This is a genomic window from Mesorhizobium sp. BHbdii, assembly GCF_053848045.1.
The window spans coordinates 1-415 of record NZ_JBSPKX010000274.1 but is presented as its reverse complement, the minus strand read 5'-3'; the positions used below and the strand labels follow the sequence as shown (position 1 = coordinate 415).

Annotated in this window: 1 protein-coding gene; it reads left to right on the top strand. The window is 63.6% G+C overall.

The features are described from left to right. Positions 1-415, top strand: a 415-nt coding sequence (locus tag ACWTU8_RS33010) for an amidohydrolase family protein (RefSeq protein WP_455851401.1), incomplete at both ends; no start/stop codon positions are given.

Genomic DNA, 415 nt, shown 5'->3' with positions numbered 1-415 from the left:
ATGCCATCGTCGGCTATACCGACATGACCGTCGACGATATCAGGCCCCAGATCGACCGTCTGATGAAGTACCCCTTGCTGCGCGGCGTGCGCATGCAATTGCACTGGCACGAGACGCCGGCCTTTCGCTTCGCCGCCTCGGCCGATCAGGTCATCGACCCCAAGGTGCGGGCCAATGTCGCGAGGTTAAAGGACTACGGCCTGTCCTTCGACCTTCAGCTCTTCCCCGCCCAGATGAAGGACGGGCTGACGCTGGTCGGCGAGAACCCCGAGACCAACTTCATCCTCACCCATGCCGGTATGCTGACCGGCACCGAGCCGGAAACCACCGAGGCCTGGAAGGCTGGCCTGCGCACGCTATCGGCCGCGCCCAATCTCTATGCCAAGCTGTCCGGTCTCGGCACCTTCGTGCACCG